The 23,447-nt window shown below is 37.4% G+C and carries 21 protein-coding genes and 1 other annotated feature; of the genes, 11 read left to right on the top strand and 10 right to left on the bottom strand.

What is annotated here, in order from left to right:
• Positions 1 to 78: 78 nt before the first annotated feature.
• Complete coding sequence (pruA, locus tag BW724_RS01015; RefSeq protein ID WP_088073264.1) at positions 79 to 1,629, bottom strand: L-glutamate gamma-semialdehyde dehydrogenase; 1,551 nt, start codon at positions 1,627 to 1,629, stop codon at positions 79 to 81.
• A 236-nt stretch (positions 1,630 to 1,865) separates the two neighbouring features.
• Here pruA and BW724_RS01010 point away from each other — a divergent pair, with 236 nt between their 5' ends.
• Entirely contained in the window at positions 1,866 to 3,269 is a 1,404-nt protein-coding gene (locus BW724_RS01010; RefSeq protein WP_088073263.1) for a sigma-54 interaction domain-containing protein, read from the top strand.
• Positions 3,270 to 3,716: 447 nt separating this feature from the next.
• Positions 3,717 to 4,892 (top strand): IS256 family transposase, encoded by a 1,176-nt coding sequence (locus BW724_RS01005; RefSeq protein WP_088073262.1) that lies wholly within the window; start codon positions 3,717 to 3,719, stop codon positions 4,890 to 4,892.
• A gap of 421 nt (positions 4,893 to 5,313) precedes the next feature.
• Here BW724_RS01005 and BW724_RS01000 read toward each other — a convergent pair whose 3' ends face one another.
• The 4 genes from BW724_RS01000 to BW724_RS00985 all read right to left on the bottom strand — a co-directional run bounded on the left by BW724_RS01000 (position 5,314) and on the right by BW724_RS00985 (position 9,203).
• A complete protein-coding gene (locus tag BW724_RS01000) occupies positions 5,314 to 6,207 on the bottom strand; it encodes a metal-dependent hydrolase (RefSeq protein WP_088073261.1) in 894 nt (297 codons plus the stop codon).
• A 125-nt stretch (positions 6,208 to 6,332) separates the two neighbouring features.
• Positions 6,333 to 7,589 carry a hypothetical protein gene (locus BW724_RS00995; RefSeq protein ID WP_088073260.1) on the bottom strand — a complete coding sequence of 419 codons (1,257 nt, stop codon included), beginning with the start codon at positions 7,587 to 7,589 and terminating at the stop codon, positions 6,333 to 6,335.
• Positions 7,586 to 8,128 carry an RNA polymerase sigma factor SigX gene (sigX, locus tag BW724_RS00990; protein ID WP_088073259.1) on the bottom strand — a complete coding sequence of 181 codons (543 nt, stop codon included), beginning with the start codon at positions 8,126 to 8,128 and terminating at the stop codon, positions 7,586 to 7,588. Before sigX ends, BW724_RS00995 begins: the two co-directional genes overlap by 4 nt.
• 508 nt (positions 8,129 to 8,636) lie before the next feature.
• Entirely contained in the window at positions 8,637 to 9,203 is a 567-nt protein-coding gene (locus BW724_RS00985) for a GbsR/MarR family transcriptional regulator (protein WP_088073258.1), read from the bottom strand.
• A 402-nt stretch (positions 9,204 to 9,605) separates the two neighbouring features.
• Between BW724_RS00985 and BW724_RS00980 the strand changes: the two genes are divergently transcribed.
• The 3 genes from BW724_RS00980 to BW724_RS00970 all read left to right on the top strand — a co-directional run bounded on the left by BW724_RS00980 (position 9,606) and on the right by BW724_RS00970 (position 12,617).
• A complete protein-coding gene (locus BW724_RS00980) occupies positions 9,606 to 10,805 on the top strand; it encodes a quaternary amine ABC transporter ATP-binding protein (protein ID WP_088073257.1) in 1,200 nt (399 codons plus the stop codon).
• Entirely contained in the window at positions 10,798 to 11,664 is an 867-nt protein-coding gene (locus BW724_RS00975; protein WP_088073256.1) for an ABC transporter permease, read from the top strand. The genes BW724_RS00980 and BW724_RS00975 overlap by 8 nt, the downstream gene beginning before the upstream one ends.
• 77 nt (positions 11,665 to 11,741) lie before the next feature.
• Positions 11,742 to 12,617: a glycine betaine ABC transporter substrate-binding protein gene (locus tag BW724_RS00970; protein WP_088073255.1), complete on the top strand. Its 876-nt coding sequence runs from the start codon at positions 11,742 to 11,744 to the stop codon at positions 12,615 to 12,617.
• A 51-nt stretch (positions 12,618 to 12,668) separates the two neighbouring features.
• On the opposite strand, the gene BW724_RS00965 is transcribed toward BW724_RS00970, so the two are convergent.
• Entirely contained in the window at positions 12,669 to 13,331 is a 663-nt protein-coding gene (locus BW724_RS00965; RefSeq protein ID WP_088073254.1) for a hypothetical protein, read from the bottom strand.
• A 224-nt stretch (positions 13,332 to 13,555) separates the two neighbouring features.
• Between BW724_RS00965 and BW724_RS00960 the strand changes: the two genes are divergently transcribed.
• Complete coding sequence (locus tag BW724_RS00960; protein ID WP_088073253.1) at positions 13,556 to 14,239, top strand: GerMN domain-containing protein; 684 nt, start codon at positions 13,556 to 13,558, stop codon at positions 14,237 to 14,239.
• A 354-nt stretch (positions 14,240 to 14,593) separates the two neighbouring features.
• Complete coding sequence (locus tag BW724_RS00955; protein ID WP_088073252.1) at positions 14,594 to 15,154, top strand: flavin reductase family protein; 561 nt, start codon at positions 14,594 to 14,596, stop codon at positions 15,152 to 15,154.
• A 73-nt stretch (positions 15,155 to 15,227) separates the two neighbouring features.
• Here BW724_RS00955 and BW724_RS00950 read toward each other — a convergent pair whose 3' ends face one another.
• On the bottom strand, positions 15,228 to 15,602 hold the full coding sequence (locus tag BW724_RS00950) for a hypothetical protein (RefSeq protein WP_088073251.1): 375 nt from the start codon (positions 15,600 to 15,602) through the stop codon (positions 15,228 to 15,230).
• A gap of 166 nt (positions 15,603 to 15,768) precedes the next feature.
• Here BW724_RS00950 and BW724_RS00945 point away from each other — a divergent pair, with 166 nt between their 5' ends.
• Positions 15,769 to 16,305 (top strand): hypothetical protein, encoded by a 537-nt coding sequence (locus BW724_RS00945; protein WP_088073250.1) that lies wholly within the window; start codon positions 15,769 to 15,771, stop codon positions 16,303 to 16,305.
• Positions 16,306 to 16,362: 57 nt separating this feature from the next.
• Here the strand turns inward: BW724_RS00945 and argS are convergent, their stop codons facing one another.
• Positions 16,363 to 18,054, bottom strand: a complete 1,692-nt coding sequence (gene argS / locus BW724_RS00940; RefSeq protein WP_088073249.1) for an arginine--tRNA ligase — start codon at positions 18,052 to 18,054, stop codon at positions 16,363 to 16,365.
• A gap of 51 nt (positions 18,055 to 18,105) precedes the next feature.
• Positions 18,106 to 18,320, bottom strand: a binding site (T-box leader).
• A gap of 50 nt (positions 18,321 to 18,370) precedes the next feature.
• Positions 18,371 to 19,003 carry a hypothetical protein gene (locus BW724_RS00935; protein WP_088073248.1) on the bottom strand — a complete coding sequence of 211 codons (633 nt, stop codon included), beginning with the start codon at positions 19,001 to 19,003 and terminating at the stop codon, positions 18,371 to 18,373.
• A 63-nt stretch (positions 19,004 to 19,066) separates the two neighbouring features.
• Between BW724_RS00935 and BW724_RS00930 the strand changes: the two genes are divergently transcribed.
• A complete protein-coding gene (locus tag BW724_RS00930; RefSeq protein ID WP_176371243.1) occupies positions 19,067 to 19,954 on the top strand; it encodes a DUF2628 domain-containing protein in 888 nt (295 codons plus the stop codon).
• Positions 19,955 to 20,016: 62 nt separating this feature from the next.
• On the opposite strand, the gene csaA is transcribed toward BW724_RS00930, so the two are convergent.
• A complete protein-coding gene (gene csaA / locus BW724_RS00925) occupies positions 20,017 to 20,349 on the bottom strand; it encodes a chaperone CsaA (protein WP_088073246.1) in 333 nt (110 codons plus the stop codon).
• Positions 20,350 to 20,501: 152 nt separating this feature from the next.
• Here csaA and BW724_RS00920 point away from each other — a divergent pair, with 152 nt between their 5' ends.
• Together BW724_RS00920 and BW724_RS00915 are read left to right on the top strand one after the other, a co-directional pair.
• Positions 20,502 to 21,071, top strand: coding sequence for an NADPH-dependent FMN reductase (locus tag BW724_RS00920; RefSeq protein WP_176371242.1), 570 nt, complete (start codon positions 20,502 to 20,504; stop codon positions 21,069 to 21,071).
• 234 nt (positions 21,072 to 21,305) lie between these two features.
• Positions 21,306 to 23,165: a BCCT family transporter gene (locus tag BW724_RS00915; protein ID WP_088073244.1), complete on the top strand. Its 1,860-nt coding sequence runs from the start codon at positions 21,306 to 21,308 to the stop codon at positions 23,163 to 23,165.
• Positions 23,166 to 23,447 lie beyond the last annotated feature (282 nt).

The following is a 23,447-nucleotide window of genomic DNA, read 5'->3' as shown; positions in this document are numbered from 1 at the left end:
AATCTATAACCTCTACACCCGGACGGTTCACAGTATAAGCAACTGTTCCGCCCGGGTGGCTACGAGGAATTTTAAACTTTAAAATGTTTCTGACACTGTTTTTGGTTGTAGGAAGTTAAGTAGATAGTCTGGTCCACCAGCTTTGGAGTCTGTACCAGACATGTTAAACCCACCGAACGGGTGATAACCTACAATCGCTGCAGTACAGCCTCGGTTAAAATACAAGTTACCTACGTGGAAATCTTGACGAGCCTGCTCTAAATGGGCACGGTTATTGGATATAACTGCACCAGTTAAGCCATATTCTGTGTTGTTCGCAATGTCAATCAGCTCATCAAAGTCCTTCGCTTTAGAGAAAGCGACTACAGGTCCAAAGATCTCTTCTTGCATGAGGCGTGCTTTTGGATCTACATCAGCAAACACCGTCGGGTGAATGAAGTAGCCTTCTGACGAGTCACCATCTCCACCTGCTACTAATCTACCTTCTTGTTTTCCTATCTCAATATAATCCATCACTTTATTAAAGGCTGCTTGGTCGTTCAGTGGTCCCATAAAGTTAGAATTATCGTTGAATGTTGGTCCAACTGTTAGCTCTTTCGTCTTTGCAGCTACTTTTTCTAAAACCTCATCATAGACATCTTCATGGATTACTGCTCGTGAACATGCAGAACATTTTTGTCCTGAGAAACCGAAAGCTGAATAAACGATAGATTCTACAGCAAGATCCAAATCAGCATCGTTATCAACAATAATCGTGTCTTTTCCACCCATTTCTGCAATAACCCGTTTCATCCATATTTGACCCTCTTGTACTTTTGCAGCTCGTTCAGCAATTCTTAATCCAACGTCTTTTGATCCTGTGAAGTTTACAAATCGTGTCTTCGGATGATCCACTAAGTAGTCTCCGATCACCGCTCCACTACCAGGAATATAGTTTACAACTCCTGCTGGAAGACCTGCTTCCATTAATACTTCCATAAATTTATACGCCACAACTGGTGTTGTTGTTGCTGGCTTCAATAAAATTGTATTACCTGCTACAACAGGACCAATCGTTGTTCCTGCCATAATAGCAAAGGCAAAGTTCCAAGGTGAGATCGTGATACCCACTCCTAAAGGTATATAATTAAAAGTATTATGTTCGATCGGACGGGATTCAATTTCAACACCATCTTTTAGACGAAGCATTTGGCGTGCATAATACTCGAGGAAATCAATTCCCTCTGCAGTATCTGCATCTGCCTCTTTCCACGGTTTACCAGCCTCATATGTCAACCAAGCAGAAAACTCATGCTTTCGTCTTCGGATAATCGCAGCGGCACGGAACAGAATATTTGCCCTAGCAGCAGGATCCCATTTTCGCCATGAAGCAAAAGCATCATTAGCTGCCTGCATCGCCTTTTCCGCTAACTCTTGGTTGGCCTTGGATACGTACCCTACAATTTCAGTTTTATTGGCAGGGTTTTCTGACACATATTTATCCTCCGTCACGATTTTCTCTCCACCGATAATCAGAGGGTACTCTTTACCTAGCTCCCCTTTCACGAACGCTAATGCCTTCTTATAATCCTCTACGTTTTTTTCAACCGTAAAATCAGTAAATGGTTCATGCTTGTAAGGTACTACCATGGATAACCCCACTCCTTTTTATACTTTTTGATTTAGTATTTATACATGTAATAAGTAATGCAAGACTCATGCCAACTTTACAACCCCGCTATGTAAGGGTTTACATGTCAGAATACGCAAAATATTTTTGCGAGTGAAAAAATTTTTTGCTCACAATCGCAAAAAATGTTTGCACCCCTCCCATATCAAACTTACAATTAACTTATCAACCTTCCTATATTAAGGGGCGTGTATTCATGAACGAGCTTATTACTCTTCCAAATCTGCACCCAATTTATTTACAAGTACTTGATTCATTGGACGTTGGTATACACATTGTCAATCATGAAGGAATCTCTATCCTTTATAATTCTAAAATGGCGGAAATCGAAGACATGGACAAAAGAGATGTCTTGAATAAAAATATTATGGATATCTTTTTATTTAGTTCTGAAGAGGAAAGTAGACTTTTACAGGCATTGAGAAAAGGAACCGTTCGCAAAAATGCTAAACAAACTTACTTTACATTCAAAGGACAAGAGATTACGACAATAAATAATACATTCCCACTTATGCATGAAGGACTCATTATTGGTGCAGTTGAAATTGCAAAGGATATCACAAAACTAGAAAGATTATCACGCGTCAGTGCTTTAGATAAACAAGACACGAATTATACTTTTGACCAGATTGTTGGGGAAAGTACAGCAATTACTGAGGTGATTGAAGGAGCAAAGAAGGCAACAAGAACGACATCTTCTGTCCTCATTATGGGCAAAACGGGAACTGGTAAAGAACTATTTGCACAGAGCATACATAGTGGGAGTGATCGTTCCTCTAAAGCCTTTATCAGTCAAAACTGTGCTGCATTGCCAGATACATTAATTGAAAGTATTCTTTTTGGAACAGTGAAAGGGGCTTTTACTGGAGCAACGGAACACCCTGGCCTTTTTGAACAAGCAAATAGTGGCACATTGATGCTCGATGAAATTAATTCATTAAGTGCTCCTCTACAAGCAAAACTGCTAAGGGCTATTCAAGAAAAAAAAATAAGAAGAATTGGAGATACAAAGGACAGGAAAATAGATGTAAGAATCATAGCAACCATTAACGAAGATCCTTTAAGTGCTATTGAAAAAAACACCCTTCGTGAAGACTTATACTATCGATTGAGCGTAGTGACGGTTGTTGTTCCTACACTTAAGCAAAGGCTAGATGACATTCCACTTTTAGTTGATCATTTCATAGGGAAATATAATGAGCGTTTCCAGCTAAATGTCCCTGGAATTAGTGAAGATGTTATGAATCTATTTATTCAATATGATTGGCCTGGAAACGTGCGAGAGCTTGAGCACATTATTGAAGGGGCGATGAACTTAATCAATTACGATGAAGAAATAGATTATACCCATCTCCCAACCCATGTCCGTACGAAATTTCCCCTATTCGAGGCAACAAAGAAGCCTACAGCGACATTAGTTAATCACAATTCTAGTGATTCAAAAACATTGCAGGAGCACATGGAGAGGGTGGAAAAGCTGTATATAGAACAATCATTAAAGCAGCATAATAACAATATTACACGAGCTGCAAAAAGCCTTGGTTTGAGTCGCCAAAGTTTACAATATCGATTAAAAAAATTGGGTTTATCTAGCCAATGAGAAAAACGGGCAATTTTTTGCCCGTTTTTTGTTGTTAGGGGTCTAGCCGTATTCTTTGGAATGGGATAGAGATTCAGAACACTTGAAACTATTACCGCATTCCTTCAATTCCGAAAATGAAGACTCAATTCGACTCAATAACTCATTTCAGTCTCCATTTTGTGAAAATGTGGACTCAAATCGATTCAATAACTCATTTCAGTCTCCATTTTGTGAAAATGAGGACTCAAATCGATTCGATAACTCATTTCAGTCTCCATTTTGAGAAAATGAAGACTCAAATCGATTCGACAACCCATTTCAGTCTCCATTTTGTGAAAAGTCTCCATTCTGTGAAAATGAGGAGATAAAGTCCATATAATTGTGTAAAAAGAAAGGTCATAATCATGACCTCGTGTTACAATGTTTTCGACCAAAAAAACAACTAACACACGGAGGTATATGATTATGACCAATGTTAATATTACAATAAACTTAGAAGAACTTAAAGAGGAGGTAGAAAAAAGTACATTAGGATCCCCTATAAAAGCTTCCCTGTCACTTTTGTTAAATTCCCTGATGAATAAAGAAAGAGATGAGTATATTAATGCTCTTCCACATGAGAGAACAAAAGAACGCCAGGGCCAACGCAATGGTTACTATACACGTGAACTAGTTACTGGAGTTGGAGCTCTTTCGTTGAAAGTTCCTCGTACACGAGATGGAGAATTCTCTACTTCTGTTTTTCAAAAGTATGATCGCTGCGAACAAGCATTGATCCTTTCAATGATTGAAATGGTTGTGAATGGAGTTTCTACTCGCAAGGTGACTAAGATTGTAGAGGAGCTCTGTGGTAAAAGTGTATCTAAATCACATGTCTCTAATTTAATAAAGTCTCTAGATCCTATCGTTAATGAATGGAGGAATCGTCCATTAAACACGATGTATTACCATTATATCTACGTAGATGCTATGTACATTAAAGTCCGCGAGAATAATAAAGTAGTCTCAAAAGGAGTTCATATTGCTTGTGGAGTAAACGAAAAAGGTCAAAGAGAAATCATTGGTTTACAGGTTACTCATGGTGAATCAACCGACAGCTGGTCCAATTTCTTTGAATACTTAAAGTCTCGTGGCCTCCAGTCACCTAAAATGGTCATATCAGATGCGCACAAAGGGTTAGTAACCTCTATTAAACAGTCATTCTTAGGAACCTCCTGGCAACGATGCTGTGTCCATTTTTTAAGAAACATCATGGATACTCTTCCTAAAAAAGGGACCAAAGAAGCCCGTGAGGAGCTTAAAGCTATTTTTAGAACACCAGACATAGAGTTTGTTCGAGAACTCAAAGATCGTTTTATTGCAAAGTATGAAGATACAAAGGGATTTTCCAAAGTTATTGAAACGTTAGATGCAGGATTTGATGATGCCATGCAGTTTCATGCCCATAATACAGATCATCACAAACATTTACGTACAACAAATATGTTAGAACGAGTAAATAGGGAAGTCCGTAGAAGGGAAAAAGTCATTCAAATATTCCCAAATGATCAATCAGCTATACGTATTATTGGATCTGTTCTCATGGATATTGAGGCAGATTGGAATGATAAAAAACCAGTATATTTAAAGGGGTTAAAATAATACGGTCCCTTTAAGTGAGCCATGCTTCATTGGGAAATATGATAAATTTTTAATTTCGCTTATCATTACCTCATCAATGAACAATAGAAGCGGGTAAGCGCTTACAAAGATATTTCCATTTAACGGGAATTTTTTACCCCCTCGGGGGTAATACCTTAAGTTCTTAAAACCTTTAGAAGCACCATCTACGATGGTACTTCTAAAATACTACTAACTAGATAAAAGACGAAAACATTGTAATTACCCTTTTACACATAATGTTGGACTTGACTAATGAGGACTCAAATCGATTCGATAACTCATTTCAGTCTCCATTTTGAGAAAATGAAGACTCAATTCGACTCAATAACTCATTTGAGTCTCCATTCTGTGAAAATGAAGACTCAAATCGATTCTCTCACACGCAACCAACTAGCTACTATTACCCTTCACCGCCCTCAACTTCCCGTTCGATATATTCAAATAAGAACGATTGACCATCCCTATAAAAACGAGGATCATAAATGCCTAACACACCCTCTTCCTCTTCATCTACCACAACAACAAATGGAGCCCATTCATAGAGAGTTGCCGCTTCAGGTTTTTGTGCAAATAGCTTATCTAAATCCGCCTCCTCTTGACTCTCCAACCTAACTTCTAAATGGTCTTGACGGAATAGGGAGCTTTCATAAATAGATATTTCATTATCTTTTTTCCCAATAAAAGAAAAGTGTGTTGGTACAAAGGAAGCAGATAAAGCCCCCTGCTCATACTGATCGGCATACTGATCATATATCAAATATCCTTGGACTGTTTGGCTAAAAATATGAAGGACAATCAATAACCATGAATAACGGTAAATATGGTGCTTTCTATTCGTATTGGATCTTCTAGCGACCAAAAAACCTATCAGTAAAATTCCCCATATAACAAAATCTACAATTGGTACTGTCCCAAATGTGATCCTCATTTGTGAAATGGGTTCTAAATATCCCGTACCCCATGCATTAAACAAGTCACTCGTACTATGTATGAAGACAGCTAGCATTCCCAACCATAAATACAGCCTGCTCCGTACTCCCCATTTCCAACGAGTAAACATATAAATAAGGAACGAAAATACAGGTACCATAAAAATAGAATGTGTAACGCCTCTGTGCCACATTTGATATTGTCCCTGCGTATCCCATAACTGAGATACCACATCAATATCAGGAATTTGGCTTCCGACAACTGTCGTAAATAACAACGCTCTCTTCTCATTCTTTGAAAAATCACGTTTATCCACTACGCCATATAATGCTAAACCAAACAACGTGTGCGTTACTGTATCCATTCCGACATAAACCTCCTGCCACTTTTTACAACAACAAACCTGTTTCATTAGTTTACACAGTTCGCACCATCATAATAAGCCGTATCAGCAGAAAGATACTGATACGGCTTATTTTTATCATAGATTTAATTTAAGTTTGGAACGACATCACGAACGTCAATAGGCTCTTCCATCTGATATTGCCCTACTGTATACACTTGTGCATTCTGGAATTGGATAAAGTCATAAGGGAAATCCCTTGCAGTGAGCAAGATCGCTTCTACAAATAGTTCCATATCTCTTGTATCTGAAAGGGCACTCCCCTCCTCAAACGTAACGAATACGATATTATCTTCAACCATAATGTCAAACTCCAAATGGCTTGGTATTGGTGATGAATACCAGGCATCATCAGCCACATTCCTCATTTTTTCGACCGTTTCTTCAAAAGTAAGAAGTTCCCCAACTTCATTAAATATCCATTCATCCACACCAACTGCTCGGAAAAGAAGCTTTTCACCATCTTCCCCTGAGTCATACAAATAGTAACCTCGATTAGTGGTGTATAATCCCAGATCATCAAGAGGTCCGGTCTGCCCAAAGTTAACGCCCAAGTCCCCTTCTGTTGTGAAAATGACTTTTGTAATCCCGTAAAACCCAAATACCTCTTGAATAGCTTGTGGTAATGCCTGCGCTTGAGTAGAACTCATACTTTCTAACGTATTATTCTCTGAAAAATCCAGAGTAACGGTGTTATTCATCTCATCTATTTCAATTGACTGTAAATCTTTGAATAAAACATGTTCTTGAGCTGATTCATCTGTTAATGCGTAGTAAATCTGTTCTTCCAAAGTCTCTCCAGCATCCTCAATTAGTAATTCCGTCCCCTTTAAAAACACAAATGATCCTATACTTGATCCAAAATTAACATCTGCTTTAATGTAAGGTGCTGGAACAGTTACGGTCAAAGGATCCGTACCATCTTCTTCCATCATGGTAATATCTCCTGACTCTTCTACTGACTCCTCCGTTTCTTCCGCTTCATCAACGAAAATACCCATATCTCCTGAATCTGCATCGTCAGCTGAATCGCCCATATTGAGTTCAAATATTTCACTCGCTCGATCCTCAGCTGCTTCATCATTAGACGAAAACTGCAAATCATTAAACATAGAAGGAACAATTAAAATAATCAATAATACCGCAACTGCAGAAGCAATGGCAGGGAAAAACCACGTTTTCTTTTTCTTCGGTATAATGATCTTTTGATTCTCTTCCCTTTCATCCATCTTCCTTTGAATCGCTAGAAATAAATCCTCTTTATTCTGTTTATCCTCAATTGAAGGCAGCTTGCGAAGCTGGTCCTCCACCTTTTCTTCATCCCAGTGATTTTCCCGAGTCATTCGCTTGCCTCCTTCCACTTAAGCTCATGATCCTCTATATGTTTCTGTAAAGTCTTAATTGCCCGATGCTGTGTAGTCTTCACTTTACTTTCCGTCCAACCTAGTATTTCTGCAGTTTCTGCAATACTAAATGATTGTATATACCTCAGGATTATTACCTGCTGCTGACTTTCTGAACAAAGGGCCAGCATTCGGTAAACCTGTTGCATTTCATCTTTTTGGAGAAGGATTTCCTCAGGGAGAGGGGCGTGGTCCTTAACCTCAAACTCCTTTTCACTCCACTCATACTGAGCACCATCCATCTTTCTTTTTTTCCTGCTCTGACTTCTAATCCAGTCAATCCCTACATGCTTTGCGACGGAATAAAGCCATGTTTTTTCACTACTTTTTCCTTCAAATGATTGAAATGATTGTAAAACTTTAATATAAACTTCCTGCACTAGTTCTTCAGCAACTTCACGGTTACGAACCATGTAAAATAAGTACTGGAAAAGTGTGTGATGATACGTTTCATATAAACGATCAAATTCCTCACGCACGCCCTTCCCTCCCTCTCTATCATATTTGTCGACATTTTCAGCTTTAGGTTACAAGTAACGTCTTATTTCCTCCAAAGACTGTAGGGTCTTGCCCTGACTTCCTTTTCCACAGGAGTCTCGTAGACTTCCGTTTGTTCGAACAAAATATAGATAATTTAATTATCACCCTCATTGTCGCCAATAATTTCGGTATAAAGGTCTGCAGTGAAAATGGTACTACGATAAAAAAGTGCCAAACGGCTTGTGTGTTTGGCACTTGTAGGTTCGCTTATAATAACGCCCATACCCAATATAAGGCTCCACCAATAAAACCTATCACTAATAACAACAATGCAAGTTGGTAGTTTTTCATTTTTATTTCTCCTTACTTCTTTTCATCCACTTTGATTAACATTCTACAATAAGGTTGTAAGTCTATTATAACAAAAATTAGACACGAAAAAACGGATATGAAAAATGATCCATCACATTTTCATATCCGTTATAGTTATAGTTTTTTAAGTACAGTTTATTTTAACGTCTTTTTTGTTCGTTTAGGAACTAATTCGAATATTTTCCCAGATTCAAATAATGAAATGACATCGGTTAACCATATATAGTAGTTTTCCGCTTCTTCCAATTTTTCTAAATCTGTTTCAACTTTTTCCAATACGTCATCAAATCCAGTTTCTTCTTTTAAATGCAACAACATTTCTTTCGTTTCCTGAATAGCTCCCATATTCAACTCTGTAGCATTACGCCAACGATTAATAAAAACATTAGAAAATGACTTATACCAATCGTCTTCTACTTTATATAAATCCTTCCTAATTCCCCGTTCCCAGACCCTCTCAACCATATTAGCTTCTAGTAATGACCGAATACCTGTACTCATACTAGTTTTACTCATACCTAAAGCTCGACTCATTTCATCTAAAGTCATGGGTTCTTCAGAAAAAAAGACAGTTCCATAAAGGCGTCCTGCCGATGGTGTGATGTTATATAAGTGAATATTTTTAGCTATCTCCGTTATGAAACGATTGCGTGCGCCATCTAGCTTTTCTAATTCTATTTCATAATCTTTATTACTAGGCATCGCATCGTTACCCTCCTCCATTCTACTATTTTAAATGGTAGCAAAACTATTTAAGAGATGAAAGCGACCAGTAGATGTTAAAAATTGAGCAATCAGTAGCATTTAAAAGAATATAGTACGTTTATTACGTACAGTTTTAACTGAACAAACTTTTGATACAAATTAGTGAGTATACACCGTTTGATCAAATTCTTTTAAAAGTTTATAGTTAAATAGGTCAAGCGGCATGTGGGCCATAATGATTATTTTTTCCATTTTAATAATAATGACTGTGTCTAATTCTGAAGCCAAGTTATGAATACTTATTAGACTTCATTTTTAGCAAGTGTATATTATGAGATTCATTCTGTTCCTACTATATAAATAGAATTACGAACGACTGAAAAGATTGAGGTGGCTAGATTGGCTAAAATAAAAGTAGAAAACTTATCAAAAGTTTTTGGTAAACGCCCTAAGCAAGCAATAAAAATGCTAGATCAAAAGAGATCAAAAGATGACATCTTAAAAGAGACAGGAATGACCGTTGGTGTCAACCAAGCTTCTTTTGAAGTACAAGATGGAGAAATCTTTGTAATTATGGGGCTATCAGGAAGTGGTAAATCAACACTTGTTCGATTATTAAATCGTTTAATCAATCCATCCGCAGGAAATGTATGGATCGATGGTGAGAATCTTGCACAAATGAATGACCAGCAATTACGCGAGGTTCGTAGAAAAAAAATGAGTATGGTTTTCCAGAAGTTTGGACTATTCCCATTCAGAACAATTCTTGAAAACGTAGAGTACGGCCTTGAAGTACAAGATATCGAAAAAGAGAAGCGAAAAGAAAAAGCATTGACTTCATTAGAATTAGTTGGATTAAAAGGATATGAGCATCAATATCCAGATCAGCTCTCCGGAGGAATGCAGCAACGTGTTGGTTTAGCACGTGCGTTAGCGAATGACCCAGAAGTTTTATTAATGGACGAGGCATTTTCCGCACTAGATCCATTAATTCGTAAAGACATGCAGGATGAATTATTAGATCTACAATCTACTATGAAGAAAACTATCATTTTCATTACACATGATTTAGATGAAGCGTTACGTATTGGTGATCGAATCGCCCTTATGAAAGACGGTTCTATCGTACAAATCGGTACACCAGAAGAAATTCTTGTACACCCTGCAAATGATTATGTAGAAAAATTTGTTGAAGACATTGATAGATCAAAAGTGCTTACGGCACAACATATTATGAAACGTCCTGAAACAGTGAATATGGATAAGCATGGTCCCCGCGTTGCACTAGAACGTATGCGTGAAGAAGGGCTTTCTAGTATTTTCGTAGTCGACAGTAATAGAACCTTAAAAGGATATATTACTGCAGATGATGCTTCTCTTGCGAAGAAAAATGACATCAAGCATCTTCAAGAGATCTTGCGAAATGATATTCCTAAAGTAGACAAGGAGACACCGATGAATGACATATTTAATATTATCCACGACTCTCCAATTCCTGTAGCAGTCATAGATAACAGCAAATTGGTTGGTATTATCGTACGTGGAGCAGTCATTGGCGCTCTTGCAAGTGATAGCGAGGTGAACTTAGAAAATGCTTAATTTTCTTCATGATTTATTAGACTTTATTCCTAGAATCCCGTTAGCAAGTTGGGCCGATACAACGATCGATGTAATCAAAGATGTATTTTCTTTTATATTCAATCCTATTAGTGTCTATCTAAGGGCATTTATGGAATGGATGGTAGATATTATAGGGGCAGTTCCTCCTATATTCATCATACTCTTAGTTGCTTTATATGCATTTTACATTTCAGGAAAAAAATTCGGACTTGCTGCATTTTCCATTGTAGGTCTCTGGTTAATTTACAATCAAGGTTTATGGACTCAATTAGTGCAATCGTTCACTCTCGTATTAATTGCTAGTTTATTATCAGTCATAATAGGTGTTCCTTTTGGTATTTTAATGGCCAAAAATAATATAGCTCAAACAATTATGAAACCTGTATTAGACTTTATGCAGACAATGCCAGCATTTGTTTACTTAATTCCAGCTGCAGCCTTTTTCGGCATCGGCTATGTACCTGGTGTTTTTGCATCACTTATTTTCGCTGTACCACCAACGGTACGTCTAACTAATCTCGGAATACGCCAAGTATCTACAGAATTAGTTGAAGCAGCAGATGCTTTCGGTAGTACTCCTGCTCAAAAGTTATTTAAGGTAGAGCTTCCAATGGCCAAAGCAACGATTATGGCCGGGATTAACCAAACAATTATGCTCGTACTCTCTATGGTTGTAATTGCTTCATTAATTGGAGCACCTGGTTTAGGACGAGAAGTAACTCGAGCATTACAAGGCGCAAATGTGGGTACTGGATTTGTGGCAGGGATAAGTATTGTTATTTTAGCAATTATCGTTGACCGCTTCTCACAAGGCTTTGATGGAAAAAAGAAAGGCTAATATTACTCGTTGGTTCCTTTTCACTAAGAAAAGTTCCATATATATTAAAAACTATTAAAAGGGGAGAATTTACTATTATGTTTAAGAAACTTAATTGGAAACGTCTTGGTCTTGCAGCAGGACTTTCATTATCATTACTAGCAGCAGGTTGCGGTGGCAACGATGACGACAAAGCTATTGAACTAGTTTACGTAGAATGGGATTCTGAAATCGCATCTACTCACGTTATCGGTAAAGTATTAGAAGATCAAGGGTACGATGTAACGTATACACCAATTGATAACACACTTATGTGGGACGCAGTAGCTTCTGGTGAGGCTGACGCTATGGTAGCAGCATGGTTGCCAGCTACTCATGCTTCACAATATGAAGAGTTCGCTGATAGCTTAGTTGAACTTGGTCCAAACTTAGAGGGTGCAAAAATTGGTTTAGTTGTTCCAGAATACATGAATGTTGATTCCATTGCTGATCTTGATCAATATGCAGACGAATTGAACATGGAAATCACTGGTATTGAAGCAGGTGCTGGTGTAGTTGGTGCAGCAGAAGCTGCTGTTGAAACTGATTATGAAAACCTTGAAGGTTGGGAAGTAGTACCTACTTCAAGTGGTGTTATGGCTGGTGAATTAGGTAGCGCAGTTGAAAATGGTGATCCAATTGTTGTTACTGGTTGGACTCCTCACTGGAAGTTCGCTTCTTACGACCTGAAGTATCTAGAAGATCCAGAAGGTACTTTCGGTGATGCAGAAATTATCGCAACAATGGTTCGTGAAGGATTAGAGGAAGATGATCTTGAAGCATTCACAATTTTAGACCAATTCTTCTGGACTACTTCTGACATGGAATCAGTAATGCTTGAGATCCAACAAGATGTACCAGCAGAAGAAGCTGCTGCTGCTTGGGTAGAAGCTAACCAAGATACAGTTGCAGAGTGGCTTGCAGGAATCGAGTAATTAGTAAAGCTTAGTAAAACCGTTGGGGATTGAGGTTCCCAACGGTTTTTTCTATAATTGCTGATTCTGTTTTTCACTTTTCATTTTTATCTTCAATAATAACTTTTTAACAAAAGGAAAGTTAGTTATTGTATTAAATAAAATACTAATAACTACACCATGCATAACAACCCCTACGATCGTTAATAGAGTAATAATGACAGTTCCTATTGTTGTTTGAGGATTTATAGCCGTATAACCAAAGAATACAAGGGATAACATTCCTCCAATAAATGCGTCAAAATACGTCTCGAGGCCAGGCTCTAATAAGTATAATGGAAGTATACATATAAAGACGATGAGAAATCCTACTGGAATAACATAAGAAAACTTCTGTTTTTCTAACTTTCGTATTAAAGGTTTAGTATAGTACTGAGTAATTACTTTTAGTCTCATAAAATGCAACAACCTAGCAACTCTAGCCAACTGAAATACTGCGTCTAGTGGAACAATTGCTATGAGCATAAACGGATTAGATCTGATGAAATGCCACTTCTTTTCTGCCGTAAAAAAGCGAATGATGAAATCCACAAAAAATATAGCCCAAGTCCCCCAAACGATGACTGAATCATATTGTGTTGCATACCAAATGGTTGCCACTGCCATGAAAGCAAGGACAAACATAATAGATTCGTATACGATTTCTAAGATCGTTTTCTTCTCCTTTGTCCCCATGATCCCACCAGCTTTAAAATAAGATATCTTAACTTTAACATAATTTAATCTTATCGGGCTTCTTATAGATACTCATCAATAGGATTAACCACAAAATTAATAGGACTTTCGACATTTTTCATTAAATTAAATATTACATATATAAACTTTATGCTATGCTTGTAACATATTCTACATTTTACCGTCTAACTAATAAATATAGCTTATAGAAAGAAGGGGTTAAGATGAAAAAGTTAACATGGTTGTTACTACTGGGATTAAGCCTCCTGTTAGTATTAGCTGCCTGTGGTCAAGGAGAAGGTAATGATTCTACTGGTGGTACTGATGATACAGATAGCATAGTGGAAGATCATCAAGACGAAACAGAAGTAGATGAAGCTGATGAAGCATCTGAGGAATCTTCAGATGAAGCACAAGAAGACAGTGCAGAAGATAGTAGTGAATTGGCTGACGAAGAGGTAACAGAATCTGATGAGGAAGTTGCCAAAGTTAATAATGTTGAATTCTATTTTTCAGATGATCAAGTCATGGACATTTATCGTGTTATTACTGACGTTTCTGTAACAGCCGATGAAGCTGGAGCTATGCAAGTATATGAACTATGGATTGCTGGTCCTTTAGAAGAAAACTTAGTAAGTCTTGTACCAGAAACAACGAAGGTCCAATCAATTACCTTCGATGGAGATGTAGCTAAAGTATCTTTTAGTGAGGATATCTTAGATGCCAACTTAGGCTCTAGTGGTGAAGCAATGCTAATTGATCAAATTACAATGCTTGCCCATCAATTCGGATATAATAAAACTCAAATTCTAATTGATGGAGAAGTACCTGATGGCTTCTTAGGGCATATGGATGTCTCCGAACCATTCCAAGCTAAAAATCCTAGCGATTTCAAAACAGCAGAGTAATAATATATTTTGATAGTCCGTGACAATCTCGTTCACGGACTATTTTTTTATCTAAAAATGTAAAGATGTCCGGAGCCCAACCAACCTGAAAAGAGTGGACCCACTCGGACCGACATGAGATCAGCCGTCGATCTGGTATGAGATTTGGGATTTCCTCTTTTTAGTACCTGATCAAGCGTCGATCAGGTATGAGATTTAGTTTTTCCTCTTTTTCATACCTGTTCAAGCGTCGATCTGGTGGCCCTTTTCTGTGAAATCTTGTTAAGATTGTGAAGAATTCTATATTATATGGGAACAAACTACGATTTCGTCTATACTAGTTTCTATGAACGTATATTAGAGAGGGAGAGATTCATGTTAAAAAGTACAGACCAAACCGTTTTACATTGCTATCCTGGATTAATTGCTCTAGTTACTGCAAAGGACAAAGATGTCCAAAATATTATGGCTGCTGGATGGCATTCCTACATCTCCTATGATCCTCCGATCTATGGAGTTGCAGTTGCGAAAGAGCGATTTACCCACCACCTAATCAAAAACAGCAATGAGTTTGCCATTAATTTTGTCCCAGCAGAATACGCACACTATATCGAAGCTTCTGGAAAATTTTCAGGTTCTGACGGCGATAAATTCGAGAAAATGGACATTCCTTGGAAAAAAGGAGAAGTTACGAACTCCCCTATACTTGTGGATGCATATGTAGCTTATGAATGTGAAGTACTAGATATTAATTCATATGGAGATCACGATTGGATTGTTGGAAACATTAAGAAATTCCATCAAGATGAAGCTAAATTTGATGGCATGCTTCCAAACTTAAATGCGCTACAGCTGCCACTTTACCTTGGGCAATCGAAATACTTAATTGCAGATAGCTCTACATCTAAAAAGGAAATTGTTCTAGACAAAAAATAATAATAAGCTTACTGCAAATCATTTAATGAAAACACTAAATTGCAGTAAGCTTTTTATTATCAACAAAAATACATTATGAATAGATTAATATAATTATAGTACCTATGATAATTACTGACATTACAAAATAAAAAAATATACGAATCCACTTTGGTAAAGCAGAGATATTAACTCGCTTCCCAATAGGGCCATAAACATTCTGATGGAAACGAATGTAATCATTAAAAGGAGCATCACTAGCACCGTTGCTAGCTACATTTCGCACTTTGGCACTTTGACAGTGGTGGATGAGAGTATAGTCGCAGTATTCATTTAAGTAAGCAAACTTCGCACGCTGAATGTCTCTATATTTCTTTGAAACTATTCTCGATTTGGTTACTTTTTGACAAGTCTCATTTTCATGTACAACAAATCGTTTTCTAATTTGATCTATTTCAACGTATACCATCTGGCACCCCACCTCTGCTAATCTCTTTTACGATTACCTATTCCTATTTTATCACGCTTGCAATGGAAAATGTCCCCACTCCTTCTATTATCAAAGTTACTGAATACATATATATTAAATGCTTGTCTTTCATTCATTAATTACCTATAAATGGGAGTGACCATCTATGCTTTTATACACAGGGTTTATCATCATCCCCTTACTTCTCTATCATATTGGTGTACAAGGAAAGTCAGAAAGGACACGTATGGAAAAAATGATGCTAGCTATGGGAGCATCCATGCTTATTTGTTTTACAGTCGGTATTTATGTAGGTGGATTGTTTCAAGGAGTGTTTTTCTCTTCCATCGTCCTTAGCATCTTCATATCAGTATTTTTCGGTTTATTCATTGGCATACCACATGGACCTTTAGCTACAGTCGAAGGCGTTTTTACTGGAGCAATGGCTGGATTGATGGGGGCCATGACTGCTGAAATGTTATCCATTGCTGAAATAAGGATTATTCTATTATTCTTTTTACTCCTGTCTGGATTAGGTGGTTTTTGGAGTATTCATTTTTGGAAAAACAATGAGAAGTCCGGAAAAAAGAAGTGGATATTCCTTCACATTTTAACCCTACTTTATTTAATCTGTATTGCTGTCCTCTTTGTTTGGTATCCTCCATTCCAGGGACAAGAAAATATTGGCGGACATCATATGTGAGATTAATAGATAGGGGCAACACTTTTTGAATAAGTGACTTGCCCCCTCCTTATGAACCTACATTTTTTTAGGAGCCTTTATTCCTAATAATCTCAATCCTTCTTGCAAAACAATAGTGACTGACTTTAATAAAGCAAGTTTATTATCTTTTTCCCCAGCATCGCCTTGAAGAATTTTCACATTACCGTAATAGGTGTTAACTGCTTGGGATAGCTTCAACAAATATTTTGCAATCACAGAAGGTTCGTATAGATCAAACGCTCTTTTAACTTCTGTTGGGAATCGTTCTAACAGCTTCACAACTTCCCATGAATAGGGATCTTCTAAACCACTAACTTTATCCATATGCCCTTTTCTTTCCGCTTTCGTCAAGATTGTCTGACACCGAGCATTCGTATATTGGACATATGGACCAGTATCCCCCTCAAATTTAAGCATTTGTTCTAAGTCAAACTCCACGCTTCCCAATCGCTCATTCTTTAAATCGTGGAAAATGACCGCTCCAACACCAACTTGTTTAGCCACGTCCTCTAGATTTTTCAGCTCAGGATTTTTCTCCATCATATTATCTTTCGCTTTATCAATTGCATTTTGTAGTACTTCCTCTAGTAGGACAACCTTACCTTTTCTAGTGGACATTTTCTTGCCGTCCTTTAAGATAAGTCCAAATGGAACATGAGTCATTTTCTTATTCCAATCATAGCCCATCATGCCCAACACTTGAAAGATCTGTTCAAAGTGAAGCTGTTGCTCTCCACCCACAACATAGAGACATTGTTGAAAATCATAAGTTTTGTAACGGTAAATCGCTGCAGCTAAATCGCGAGTGGCATAGAGTGTTGTTCCATCTGTTTTCTCTATTAGACAAGGTGGTTGATCTTCCCCTAAGTTAACAACCCTCGCTCCTTCTGACTCATGAAGGAGACCCTTTTCCGATAATTCCTTCACTACCTCTTCCATTTTATCGTTGTAAAAACTTTCTCCTTGTACTTTATCAAAGGATATTCCAAGCATTTGATATACCTTTTCAAATTCTTTTAAAGACTCATCTTTGAACCACTTCCATAAGGACTCGGCTTCTAAATCTCCACCCTCTAACTTTTTAAACCAACCTCTCCCTTCAATACTTAACTGAGGGTTTTCTTCACTCTCTTTATGAAACTTCACATATAGCTTCAAAAGGGTCGGAATTGGATTCTCCTTAACCTCAGCCTCATTTCCCCAATGTTTATAAGCAGCAATTAGTTTTCCAAATTGGGTTCCCCAGTCGCCAAGATGATTAATTTTTACTGGCTCGCAGCCATTTTTTTCAGCAAGTAATGCAAGGGAATTCCCAATCACGGTTGATCGTAAGTGCCCCATTGAGAAGGGCTTTGCTATATTTGGTGATGAGAAATCAATTACAACACGCGCCCCAATGCCATCAATTGCACTTCCATAATGATCACTTAACTGAGTAACCTTTTCTATCAATTGTTTACTGATCAACTTTCTCTTAAGAAATGCATTTAGGTAAGGACCATTGGCTTCAAATTTTTCTATGAAAGGATGTTCACACACCTCAGAAAGCTCCTTTGCAATTTGCTGTGGAGACTTGCGGTATGTTTTGGCCAACTGAAAACAAGGAAATGCTATATCCCCATGTTCAGCGTGCTTTGGTGTTTCAATAAGCCTTGTTATCTCTTCTTTGGTTAAAACATTTTTGACGTGAGCCTCTAGGGCGTCCACTGCTATTTCATCAAACCTCATGTTATTCACCTACTTTATATAGTTTAAAAATACACAAAAGCCCGCCTCTAATATAGAGACGAGCTTATCCCGCGGTACCACTCTGTTTGAAAAACCACTTTCCTGACAGATAACGGCGTCAACCGGTTTTCACTCTACTTTCGTTCTACAAGTTCGAGTAAACATCTCAGAAGTGCGCTTCCGTATGTTGCCTTCTATCGGGCTCTCACCATTCCCGACTCGCTGGGAGGACTCAACGTACGTACTCTCTTCCTCATCGATCTAAGTTATTGAAAGTTATCATAATGGATACTTATTACAAAATCAAGTGCAAATTTTATAATCCTTGCAAAAACATAAATTCAAGTAATTCCTCAAAGTTTTCTTCATCGCTAATTCCAGCTTCTCCAAGAACGATTAAATCATAGTACGTGCCGTTTTTAAACCAATTAACAACCCACTCATTTCCATCACGTAATACTCGAAATTCTTCCCCATTAATAACCCATTCTTCGCCTGTTTCATGCTGGGAGACAAGACGTATAAAACCATTTTTACTCAAATGAAGATTGCCATAGTGTTGATAATAAGTATGGTAATAGTGCTGCCTAGTCGTTTCTCCCATTAAAGCTTTATCTTCATTAAATGTCTCTAATTCCTCTTCTGTGACTACATTTTCTTCCGCTTTTTCCCCAAATGTAAAACCATATCTATACGGAACGTCTGCATAACGATGCTTCTCAGGCTCGTCCCAGTCCTGGTAAAGGAGTTGTACATCTGATGAGACAGCAACTAACTCCCAGTCCTCTGGATATTGGAAAGGAGAATAACTAAAATCGGTATGTATGTATTCCGCAACTACTTCGTCCGGTTCAACAGCCCCTTCTGATTGACAAGCAAATGTAAAACTAACTATTATCAAGAAAAGGATGGTAAGCTTTATTCGTGAAAATAAAGAAAATCTATTCAAATGACTCACTCCTAAATAAACGTTTGATTAAAATTTACAAATACGGAATGGCAGGTGTATAACGTGAATAACGAGCAATTCTCTCAGCTTGTACGTCATGATGAGAACTTTATTAATGACTGTAATCAAAAAATACAAACGAACAGCAATTATTATTTAGAACGATGGCAAAAACATCATCGACCATTGTCTAATTCTGGTTGGAATTGGTCTGCATTTATATTAGCGCCGTTTTGGCTTGCTTCTCGCCATTTGTATTCATGGTTAGTCCTATACTTTTCCCTTTATCTAGTTGCAGCAATATTGCACACAATAACACCCATCTTCCTTAATTATACCTCTTTACCTATAGATCGTCTTCCTTTTTGGTATATCTCTGCAGCTGTTATCAATGCCATCTTTTTTGGTATAAAAGGAAATGCTATGTATGGAAGAAGCGTTTATCTCTACGTTAATCGAAATGCAGAAGCCAACAAGTACAAGGCACCACTATTCAACAAATCTGGAAGATCAATAATTAGCGGAATCATTGGACCTGTACTTCTTTACTTATTACTCTTACTACCATTACATTGGATCTATTTATGGGAGTTAACTCCTACCCAGCATGGCATTCACATTTATGAAGAAGAAGCAGGTGCATATACTTCTTCCAACCAATCTGAGATGCCTATATTTGAGAAGTATGTTCACTTTGAAATAATGCTATTGTATCACGGTGATGAACCTGTTGGAGATAAAGAGTTCAAAATAATTCTTTATTATAACGACACTAATACAGGGGAATGGGAGCAAATTAGAGAAAGGAAATATCCATTTTTCACATCTGATAAAGTAACACTTGATCTTATTAATGCGAGTAACCCCATGACCTCAGTTGGAGAATATTTAGTGGAAGTCTATTTAGATGATGAATTAGCTGATTCAAGTATGTTTAAAATAAGTATGTAAATCAAATACAAAAACAAAAGCGTGGACAGAGAAATAGCTACTTCTCACATCCACGCTTTCGTTTAACCAATTTTCGTTCCATTTGGGACCTTCTCATCAAGGTTTAACAATACGACATCTCCCTGTCCTGGTACTCCTCCAAGCACAAGTACTTCTGACTTAAAGCCGGCAATTCGAATTGGTGGGAAATTCACAACTGCAACTACTTGCCGTCCAATTAAGCCACTGGGGTCATAACGTTTTGTTATTTGTGCACTAGTTTGCTTTAGCCCCACCTCTTCCCCAAAGTCAATTTTTAATTTAATTGCAGGGACTCTAGCTTCAGGAAAGGATTCTGCCTCCATTACTGTTCCAACTCTAATATCAAGCTTTGAAAAATCTTCAATGGTTGCCATCATTATCACCTCTTAACTAGTAATTTACTAAATTGTGTCATAATGTACAAAAAATCCGTCACTTTTATTCAGGTTACTTATATATGATATAATTATCAATGGTTTTTAATCATGTAACAACTAGATTTTTTATAAAATGGAGGACGTTTATTATGATAGGAAATACGAAGCATTCCATTATTTTAATTAATGGGAGTATGAATCGTGAATCCTTCACTAAAAAGCTGTTAGATAAAATGGCAGTACAACTTAATGAAAATGGTTCTGCGGCCAAAATATTAAATGTTAGAGATTTGCAACTACCTATTTTCGCTCCTGACCTTGATACCCCAAATCAACTGGAGAAGGTATCTCAAGATCTTAAAAATGCAGACGGAGTAATTGTTGGTTCCCCAGAATATCATGGTTCATATACAGGTGCCTTAAAAAACTTCCTTGATTTTTTAGGGTTTGAAGAATTTCAAAACACCCCTATCGGCTTAGTAACAACGACAGGCGGAGTGAAGTCAGGTACGAATACTGTAAACCATCTCCGACTAGTTTTTCGAAATCTCCATGGTCTTGTTATTCCCCAACAATTTGCAATCAGTAAAAAGGATACGAATTCTGATTTGCAATTAGATGAACAATTCCAAATACGTTTAGAAAAGTTTCTAAATGATCTAGAACGGGAAGTAAAAAAGAAAAAGCTTCTTGAGGCAATGGAAAATAGTGAACTTTAAATCACTAAATTAATAAATAAATTTGGGTAATTGTTGTTACAGTAAGGGCCCTTGGTCTTGTGCCAAGGGACTTTTCCATTAATACAGCATTGTCTTTTTAAGACCAATAATATACATAAGTTTTCTCTTTGTTACTTGAATTAATAAAAACCATTATTTCTACAAAGTCTATATTTATGGATTTAAAGTTAGAGAGGAGGAGTATCTGCAGGATGTATACTGCGGATGAATTTTATGGAAAACAATTATGAATATAAAACAAAGAAACAAAGTATTGTCTTTTGGATATCTGCTCCATTAGTCGCATTATTCGTGCTGTGGGGGGCTTTATCACCAGGATCTTTAGAATCTTTCTCGAACAGTGCCCTCGCATCCACATTGAGTAATTTTGGCTGGTTCTATATGCTCTCCACCGCATTCTTTATTGCATTCGTACTATTTTTAGCAATAAGCCCTTTTGGAAAGCTTCGCTTAGGAAAACCAGGAGAACGTCCTGAATACAAATTCTACACTTGGCTAGGTATGTTGTTTTCAGCAGGAATTGGGGTAGGTTTCGTATTCTGGGGAGTTGCAGAACCTGCTTTATACTTTATGGATCCACATCCAAATTACATTGGATCTCCTGACGAAGTAAGGGCAAGTGCAGGACTCCGTTATGCTGTCTTCCATTGGGCACTACACCCATGGGCGATTTTTTCATTAGTTGCTTTAACCTTGGCATATGTTCAATTTAGAAAAGACCAGCCAGCTTTAATTAGTTCAGCATTCCAACCTTTAATAGGTGACCACACTAGAGGTCCTATTGGTAAAGGTATCGATGTTCTAGCTGTATTAGCTACTTCCACTGGGGTAGCAACAACCTTTGGTTTAAGTGCATTACAAATTTCTGGTGGTCTATCTCACTTAACAGACATACCAAATGTATCACTTACCCACTTTATCGTTATTGCGATCGTAACTGTTTTATTTATTTTTTCTGCAGCATCAGGGGTTAACAAAGGGATTAAGATACTCAGTACATTAAATTTAACTATTGCTGCTATTCTACTTATCTTTATGGTAATTGTTGGTCCTACTATTTTTATTTTTAATGGTGTTGTGTCCACGATTGGGGATTACATTTATAATGTCGTTCATATGAGTCTCGACTTGAATCCTTTCGATGACGGCGCTTGGCTTGGCGCAAACACCATCTTCTTCTGGGCTTGGCATATCTCTTGGGCACCGTTTATGGGTATTTTCATTGCAAGGATCTCTAGGGGAAGGACGATCCGTGAATTTGTTGCAGGTGTGTTAATCGTACCGTCTATTCTTGCTGCAATATGGTTTACTGCTTTTGGTGGTACGGCATTAAATATGATTATGGATGGTAACGAACAAATCGGACATCTTGTTCAGAGTAATGTGGAAGTCGCTCTATTTGTTACGCTGGCTGAGCTTCCATTAGGCTTTATAATGAGCATCCTTTCCATCCTATTAATTTTAATATTTTTCATCACATCGGCAGATTCTGCTTCCTATGTTTTAGCAGCATTATCTAGTGACGGAAGTTTAGATCCTAAACTCATCATAAAAGTCGTTTGGGGCTTCCTTATTGCAGGTACTGCCAGTGTCCTTCTTTGGAGTGGTGGATTAGAAGGACTTCAGACAGCCTCCATTGTCGCTGCCCTTCCATTTGCCATCATCATGGTCGCCATGATCTTCTCCTTACTGATGATGATGGGGAGAGACATGAAGGCAGAACAACTGTGGACTGTTCGTAAGCGAACGAAGAAAATGAAAAAAGAAGTACACAGTGAAATGTACGATAAGATGAAGGAAAACATGTATGATGATGTAAAAGAAGAAGTGTATGATGAAATTAGAGGGGAAGTTGCCGAACAGGTAAAAGAAGAGGTATACGAGGAATTTAAAGAGGAAGTATATGACGACTTTAAAGAAGAAGTATACGATGAAATAAGAGAAGAAGTGTATGAAGAATTTAAAGAGAAAATATATGAAGATCTGCGGGATGACTTAGGTGATCAATTAAATGGTGACTTAGACCCACCTAAGGATGATTCCACGTCTGAGAAAAAAGATGATAAGAAATAATAAGTATTGAAGGAAAAGGTGCGGGCCTAATTTTTGGCTCGCACCTTTTTATTTAATAAGCTAAAAGCTACCCTGATAAAACAATGATTATTACTTCTAAGCAACAACCATTGATCCACTCACACCACTTGAAAGAGAACCCCCAACGTGAAGAACCTTATCTTTAGTTTAGATAAGGGGAGACTTTCCCTTTAAACTCTAGAATATTGCTAGATTGGCATAAATAAGGGTAAGTTTTCCCTTTAAGGATACACAAAAATCAAATTATCATGTTTATTTGAG

Origin of the sequence: Litchfieldia alkalitelluris (assembly GCF_002153425.1) — a bacterium.
In the GTDB taxonomy this organism is placed as follows: domain Bacteria; phylum Bacillota; class Bacilli; order Bacillales; family Salisediminibacteriaceae; genus Evansella; species Evansella alkalicola.
Note: the sequence above shows the minus strand (reverse complement) of the source record. Positions and strands in the feature narration are given on the sequence as shown.